A 7,037-nucleotide genomic window follows, 5' to 3' on the forward strand; every position below is an offset into this window, starting at 1 on the left:
TCTTGACACCTTCCGCAAATCTGACGGACAGTCAGAAAAACTTGCGAGGAGGGGTCCGCGTGCCCGTTCCCACGCCCTTGCCCGAGCCCGTCCCCAGCGACGTGCACCACCTGCTCAAGCCCTTCGAGGGCAGGCCCGCAGCCGTCTCCGCACGCGCCGCGGACCCCGTGAACGCCCCGATGATCAGGCACTGGTGCGAGGCCCTGGGCGACGCCAACCCCGCCTACGCCGGGGACGACCCGATCGCCCCGCCCACCATGCTGCAGGCGTGGACCCTGCCCGGCCTCTCCGCGGCCCGCGCCGGGCGCGCCCCCGCCCACGACGAGCTCTTCGCCCTGCTCGACGGTGCCGGGTACACCGCGGTCGTCGCCACCGACTGCGAGCAGGAGTACGTACGCCCGCTGCGGCCCGGCGACGAGATCACCTTCGATTCGGTCATCGAGACCGTCTCCCCCCGCAAGACCACCCGGCTCGGGACGGGCTACTTCATCACCACGACGACGCGGCTGCGCGTGGCCGGTGAGCTGGTGGGCACCCACCTCTTCCGGATCCTCAAGTACGCCCCGGTCCCGACGCCGACGCCGACGCCGGCCCCGTCCCCCGCCTCCGCGAGCCCGGGCCCGGCGCACCCCCGCCCCGAAGCCCGCCCCCGCCCCGAAACCGGCCCCGAAGCCCGCCCCCGCCCCCGGCCAGTGATCAACCGCGACAACGCCCCCTTCTGGGAGGGCGTCGCCGCGCACAAGCTGCTCATCCAGCGCTGCGCCGCCTGCGGCACCCTCCGCTTCCCCTGGCTGCCGGGCTGCGGCCGCTGCGGCTCTCCCGAGTGGGGGACCACCGAGGCCTGCGGCTCCGGCACGGTCCATTCGTACGTGGTCGTGCACCACCCGCCGTTCCCGGCCTTCGACCCGCCCTACGCCGTCGCGCTCGTCGAACTGGCCGAAGGCGTACGGATGATCAGCGGCATCACGGGTGTGCCGCACGACCGCGTGCGCATCGGCATGCCCGTCGAGCTGGAATTCATACGAGTGGACGCGGAGTGGGAACTTCCGGTCTTCCGCGCCCACGCGGACCGGGCGGCGGGAGCGGACGCATGACGCCCGGCGACGCGCTCCCGCCGCTCACCGTTCCCATCACCCGTACGCTCGTCATCGCAGGTGCCATCGCCTCCCGCGACTACCAGGACGTGCACCACGACGCCGAGGCGGCCCGCGCGAAGGGCTCTCCTGACATCTTCATGAACATCCTCACCACCAATGGTCTGGTGGGCCGTTACGTCACCGACCGTCTCGGCCCGGAGGCCGTCCTCCGCAAGGTTTCGATCCGCCTCGGGGTGCCCAGTTATCCGGGCGACGTTCTGGTGCTGACCGGAAGGATCCTTTCCGTGAACGAGCGCACCATCGAGATCTCCGTGGTCGGGACGAACCGCCTCGGCCGCCATGTCACCGGCCGGGTCGTGGCCGCCCGCCCCTCACCCGCCCGGGCCGACGGATGACCGGCGGCACCGCCGCCGTCGTCGGCATCGGCGCCACCGCCTTCACCAAGGACTCCGGCCGCAGCGAGCTCGCCCTGGCCGCGGAGGCCGTGCGCGCGGCGCTCGACGACGCCGGGCTCGCCCCCGGCGATGTGGACGGCCTGGTCACCTTCACCATGGACACCAGCCCCGAGATCGCCGTCGCCCAGGCGGCCGGCATCGGCGAGCTGACGTTCTTCTCCCGCGTCCACTACGGCGGCGGCGCCGCCTGCGCCACCGTCCAGCAGGCCGCCCTCGCCGTCACGGCCGGGATCGCCGGCGTCGTCGTCTGCTACCGGGCCTTCAACGAGCGTTCCGGCCGTCGCTTCGGCGCCGGGGTGCAGGGGCGCGAGCCCTCGGCGGAGGGCGTGGCTCTCGGCTGGGGGCTGCCGTACGGGCTGCTCACGCCGGCGTCCTGGGCGGCCATGAGCGCCCGCCGCTACCTGCACGAGTACGGCCTGGAGCCCGAGGTCTTCGGGCACGTCGCCGTCACCGACCGGCGCCACGCCGCGACCAACCCGGCCGCGTACTTCCACGGCCGCCCGATCACCCTCGCCGACCACGCCGCCTCCCGCTGGATCGCCGAGCCGTTGCGGCTGCTCGACTGCTGCCAGGAGACGGACGGTGGGCAGGCCCTGGTCGTCACCTCCCTGGAGCGGGCCCGCACGCTGCGCCGGCCGCCCGCCGTGATCGTGGCCGCGGCCCAGGGCGCCGGCCGCGCGCAGGAGCAGATGACCAGCTACTACCGGGACGGCATCGAGGGCCTCCCCGAAATGGGCGTCGTCGCCCGGCAGCTGTGGGGGAGCAGCGGACTGGGCCCGGCGGACGTCGACGTGGCCGTCCTCTACGACCACTTCACGCCGTACGTGCTGATGCAGCTGGAGGAGTTCGGTTTCTGCGGGCCCGGCGAGGGGGCCGCGTTCGTGGCGGCGGACGCGCTGCCGCTGAACACCCACGGCGGGCAGCTGGGCGAGGCGTACCTGCACGGTATGAACGGCATCGCCGAGGCGGTGCGGCAGCTGCGCGGCACCGCCGTGAACCAGGTGCCGGACGCCTCCCGGGCCCTGGTCACCGCCGGTACGGGAGTTCCCACGTCCGGGCTGCTTCTCGGGGCAGACGGATGAACGGGGGCGTGTCACGGAAGGGGGCCGGCCGGTGGCGCCTTTGACTCCGGGTATGGACCGACGACGGAAGATCATCGGATATCTCCTCGCCCTGATGGCGGTGGTGGCCCAGCTGGCCGGCGCCGATCCCGCGGGCGCCGGTGACCGGGGCGACCCGAGGGACGAGGGGGCTTCCGTCTTCAGGGGCTGGGGCATGGACACCTGCCAGGCGCCGGCGCTGACCACGCTGAGCGCGTGGAAGTCGTCCGACTACCGGGCCGTCGGCGTCTACTTCGCCGGCCGCGCCCGCGCCTGCCCGCACCAGACCTACCTCAGCGAGCGGTGGCTGGAGGGCGCCGACGACCTGGGCTGGCGCGTCCTGCCGATCTACGTGGGCTCGCAGTCCCCGTGCGTGCGGGCGAGCAACAAGCGGGGCTTCCTGATCGGCTCCTACCCCTACGACCAGGGTCAGTCGGAGGGCGAGGACGCCGTCTCCCGGGCCTCCGCGCTCGGCATCGTCTCCCGCAGCGCCCTCTACCTCGACATGGAGGCGTACGACGACAAGGACGGCGACTGCGCCCGCACGACGCTGTCCTACATCCGCGGCTGGAACGCGGCCGTGCGCGCCGGCGGCTACCTGCCGGGCTTCTACAGCAGCGCCGAGTCGGGGGTGCGGCACATGGACCGGGCCCGCCGCTCGGGCACGACCGGGCTGCCCGACGTGCTCTGGTTCGCCCGCTGGCGGGTCGAGCCCACGACGGACCGCGAGCCGCTGATCGGCCGGACGGCCTGGCAGCCGCACCGCCGCATCCACCAGTACCAGGGCAACGTCACCGAGTCGCACGGGGGACGGAAGCTGACCATCGACCGCAACCTGGTGGACGCGCCCGTGGCGATCATCGACTGACACCGGCCGGGGCCCGGTCCGTGGCCCGGTCCGGGGCCCGCACCCGGAGGAGGTCCCCTACTCCTCTCCCCCTCCGGGAGGTGGGGCCAGCCCCACCTGTACGACCTGAGGCGGACCGTCCTTCGGCACCTGCGGCCGATCCGCCGGGTACAGGTGCGCTCCTAGCGTTGAAGCATGACAGCAACCACGACGTCTGTGTGCACCAGCGCATCCACCGCCGTGTACCCGTCGTTCTCCTCCTACGTACGGGCACGCGGTCCGGTGCTGCAGCGCACCGCCCGCTCTCTGACCTCGAACCCGTGCGACGCGGAGGACCTGCTGCAGACCGCGCTGACCAAGACGTACCTGGCGTGGGAGCGCATAGAGGACCACCGGGCCCTGGACGGCTATGTGCGCCGGGCCCTGGTCAACACCCGCACCTCGCAGTGGCGCAAGCGCAAGGTCGAGGAGTTCCCCTACGACGAGCTGCCCGAGCGCGAGGCGGCCCCGTCGGCGGACCCCGCCGAGCAGCAGGCGCTGCGCGACGCGATGTGGCGGGCCGTGCTGCGGCTGCCGGCGCGGCAGCGGGCCATGGTCGTCCTCAGGTATTACGAGGACCTGACCGAGGTGCAGACGGCCGAGCTGCTCGGGGTCTCCGTCGGCACGGTCAAGAGCGCCGTCTCCCGGGCGCTCGGCAAGCTCCGCGAGGACCCGGAGCTCTCCTGCGCGGCGTGACACGCGTGTGACGGGCGTGTGACCGGCGGCGCGGGGGCGACGTGACGGAAAGTGCTCACCGCGGGGGCCCCGGGGTAGTGACTTACCGCGAGATACCCCAGCACAATCAGCGGACCACCACCCGCCGTACAGGTCTTCGGGAGGACCCCGGTGCTGAGCACGATGCAGGACGTACCGCTCACCGTCACACGCATCCTCGCCCATGGGGCGCGCGTCCACGGGGGCGCCACGGTGACCACCTGGACCGGGGACGGCGAGCCGCTGCGGCGCAGCTTCCGGGAGGTCGCCGAGCGGTCCGTGCAGCTGGCCCACGCGCTGCGCGACGAGCTCGGGGTGGTCGGCGACCAGCGCGTCGCCACGCTCATGTGGAACAACAGCGACCACCTGGAGGCGTATCTCGCGATCCCCTCCATGGGCGCCGTCCTGCACACGCTCAACCTGCGGCTGCCCGTCGAGCAGCTCGCCTACATCGTCAACCACGCGGCGGACCGCGTGGTCATCGTCAACGGCTCGCTGCTGCCGCTGCTCGCCCCGCTGCTGCCGCACCTCGGCTCCGTCGAGCACGTGATCGTCTCGGGCCCGGGCGACCGCTCCGCGCTGGAGGGCTGCCGGCCGCGCGTGCACGAGTACGAGGAGCTGCTCGCGGGCCGTCCCGTGGCCGGCTTCGACTGGCCGGAGCTCGACGAGCGGCAGGCCGCCGCCCTCTGCTACACCTCCGGCACCACCGGCGAGCCCAAGGGCGTCCTCTACAGCCACCGCTCGGTCTACCTCCACGCCATGGAGGTCAACGCCGCTTCGGCCTTCGGCCTGACCCCCGCCGACACCTGCCTGCCCGTCGTGCCGATGTTCCACGTGAACGCCTGGGGCCTGCCGCACGCCGCCTTCATGGCCGGGACGTCCCTGCTGATGCCCGACCGCTTCCTGCAGCCCGCGCCGCTCGCCGAGATGATCGCCACCGAGCGGCCCACGGTGTCCGCGGGCGTCCCCACGATCTGGGCGGGCCTGCTCGCCGAGCTCGACGCGCGGCCGCGGGACCTGTCCTCGCTGCGCACGGTCATCAGCGGCGGCTCGGCCGCGCCGCCCGCGATGATGCGGGGCTTCCACGAGCGCCACGGCGTGCGGCTCGTGCAGGCGTGGGGGATGACGGAGACCTCGCCGCTGGGCTCGGTGGCCTACCCGCCGGCCGGTCTGAGCGAGGAGGAGGAGTGGCCCTACCGCGTCACCCAGGGCCGGCTGCCCTCCTCCGTGGAGGCCCGGCTCGCCGGTCCCGGCGGGGAGATCCTGCCGTGGGACGGGCGGTCGGCCGGTGAGCTGGAGGTGCGCGGGCCCTGGATCGCGGGCGCGTACTACGGCGGCGCGGCCGGGGAGCCCGTCCGGCCCGAGGACAAGTTCAGCCCTGACGGCTGGCTGCGCACGGGCGACGTCGGCACGATCACGTCCGACGGCTTCCTCACCCTCACCGACCGCGCCAAGGACGTGATCAAGTCGGGCGGCGAGTGGATCTCCTCCGTCGAGCTGGAGAACCACCTGATGGCCCACCCGGACGTCGCGGAGGCGGCCGTCGTGGCCGTCCCGGACGACAAGTGGGGCGAGCGCCCGCTCGCCACCGTGGTCCTCAAGGACGGCAAGCCCGCCGACTATGCGGCGCTGCGGGCGTTCCTCGGCGAGCGGGTGGCGCGCTGGCAGCTGCCCGAGCGCTGGGCGCTGGTCGCGTCCGTACCGAAGACGTCGGTGGGCAAGTTCGACAAGAAGGTGCTCCGCAAGCAGTACGCGGAGGGCGAGCTGGAGGTCACCGTCCTGGGCGGCTGACCCGCCGCGGACGGATGACACGGAACGCCGGGCAGGGGGCCGCCGACAAGGCCTCCTGCCCGGCGTCTGCATGGGCGTTCCCGCCGTCCACGGGGGCTGCGGCGCCGGTGTCGTCGCCGGTGTCCCGGCAGCGCTCCGTCAGCGCTCCGTCAGCGCTCCGTCAGTGCTCCGTCAGCGCTTGGCGCCCACCAGCGCGCTGCCGGCCCAGCCCACCGCCACGGCGGCCGCCGCGATGACGCAGACGCCGTTCCAGCCCCAGTGGGCGTACGCCGGGCCCGCGAGGGCGGAGGCGCTCGCGCCGCCGACGAACGCCGTGACGACGTAGGCCGTGTTGGCCGCCGCGGGCGTGCCGGTCGAGGCCAGGGCCCGCGTCTGGTTGGCGACCTGACCGGCCATCAGACCCGCGTGGATCAGCACGGCCGCCGCGCACAGCGCCCACAGCCGGTGCCCGCCGAGCCAGAACAGCGGCAGGGAGAGCGCCGTGAGCACGTAGGACGTGGTGACGACCCGGGTCGCGCCGAAGCGGTCGATGAGCGACCCCGACACGGGGGCGACGACGGTCGAGACGAGGCCGAACAGGCCGAAGAGACCCGCGGTCGCCGTCGACATGCGGAACGGCTCGTCCGCGGTCAGCAGCAGGGCGAGCGTCGTCCACAGGGAGCTCCAGGCGCCGAAGAGCCCGGCCTGGCGCAGGCACGCGGCCCGCAGCTCGGGGGAGCGGCGCAGCAGGCCCGGCAGCCCGGCTATTGCCTTGAGGGGCCGGGCGGCGCGGCGCGGCCGGGTCTCGGCCGGAAGCATGACGGCGGTCAGCAGGCCGATCGCGACGGTGAGCGCGGCGGCGCCGAGGAAGACGGCGCGCCAGCCGTACGCCTGCCCGGCCAGGGAGCCGAGGACGCGGGCCGCGACGATGCCGGTGAACAGCCCGGCCACGACCGCGGCCACGTGCCGTCCGCGCCGGTCGGCGGGCGCCCGCTCGGCGACCAGCGGGACCAGC

The 7,037-nt window shown here is 73.8% G+C and carries 7 protein-coding genes; 6 read left to right on the forward strand and 1 reads right to left on the reverse strand.

The features are described 5' to 3' along the window. Positions 1 to 59: 59 nt before the first annotated feature. The 6 genes from V7793_RS30265 to V7793_RS30290 all read left to right on the forward strand — a co-directional run bounded on the left by V7793_RS30265 (position 60) and on the right by V7793_RS30290 (position 6,043). A complete protein-coding gene (locus V7793_RS30265) occupies positions 60 to 1,094 on the forward strand; it encodes a bifunctional MaoC family dehydratase N-terminal/OB-fold nucleic acid binding domain-containing protein (RefSeq protein ID WP_336012470.1) in 1,035 nt (344 codons plus the stop codon). Continuing rightward, entirely contained in the window at positions 1,091 to 1,492 is a 402-nt protein-coding gene (locus tag V7793_RS30270; RefSeq protein ID WP_336012473.1) for a MaoC family dehydratase, read from the forward strand. The genes V7793_RS30265 and V7793_RS30270 overlap by 4 nt, the downstream gene beginning before the upstream one ends. After that, positions 1,489 to 2,634, forward strand: coding sequence for a lipid-transfer protein (locus V7793_RS30275; RefSeq protein WP_336012476.1), 1,146 nt, complete (start codon positions 1,489 to 1,491; stop codon positions 2,632 to 2,634). Before V7793_RS30270 ends, V7793_RS30275 begins: the two co-directional genes overlap by 4 nt. Before the next feature lie 52 nt (positions 2,635 to 2,686). Then, positions 2,687 to 3,520, forward strand: a complete 834-nt coding sequence (locus tag V7793_RS30280) for a DUF1906 domain-containing protein (protein WP_336012479.1) — start codon at positions 2,687 to 2,689, stop codon at positions 3,518 to 3,520. A 174-nt stretch (positions 3,521 to 3,694) separates the two neighbouring features. Further along, positions 3,695 to 4,234 (forward strand): SigE family RNA polymerase sigma factor, encoded by a 540-nt coding sequence (locus V7793_RS30285; RefSeq protein WP_336012482.1) that lies wholly within the window; start codon positions 3,695 to 3,697, stop codon positions 4,232 to 4,234. Positions 4,235 to 4,384: 150 nt separating this feature from the next. Beyond that, the gene (locus V7793_RS30290) at positions 4,385 to 6,043 is read left to right on the forward strand and encodes a long-chain fatty acid--CoA ligase (RefSeq protein ID WP_336012484.1); all 1,659 of its coding nucleotides are present in this window, start codon (positions 4,385 to 4,387) and stop codon (positions 6,041 to 6,043) included. 171 nt (positions 6,044 to 6,214) lie between these two features. Here the strand turns inward: V7793_RS30290 and V7793_RS30295 are convergent. Beyond that, positions 6,215 to 7,037: MFS transporter (locus V7793_RS30295; RefSeq protein WP_336012487.1), on the reverse strand; the 823-nt coding region annotated here is incomplete at its 5' end.

It is taken from the genome of Streptomyces sp. KLMMK, from assembly GCF_036961605.1.
Classification (GTDB): Bacteria; Actinomycetota; Actinomycetes; order Streptomycetales; family Streptomycetaceae; genus Streptomyces; species Streptomyces telluris.

Bases quoted from the DNA above. Each gene is read 5' to 3' on its own strand.
- V7793_RS30270 (WP_336012473.1), top strand. From the start codon at position 1,091: ATGACGCCCGGCGACGCGCTCCCGCCGCTCACCGTTCCCATCACCCGT.
- V7793_RS30275 (WP_336012476.1), top strand. From the start codon at position 1,489: ATGACCGGCGGCACCGCCGCCGTCGTCGGCATCGGCGCCACCGCCTTC.
- V7793_RS30280 (WP_336012479.1), top strand. From the start codon at position 2,687: ATGGACCGACGACGGAAGATCATCGGATATCTCCTCGCCCTGATGGCG.
- V7793_RS30285 (WP_336012482.1), top strand. From the start codon at position 3,695: ATGACAGCAACCACGACGTCTGTGTGCACCAGCGCATCCACCGCCGTG.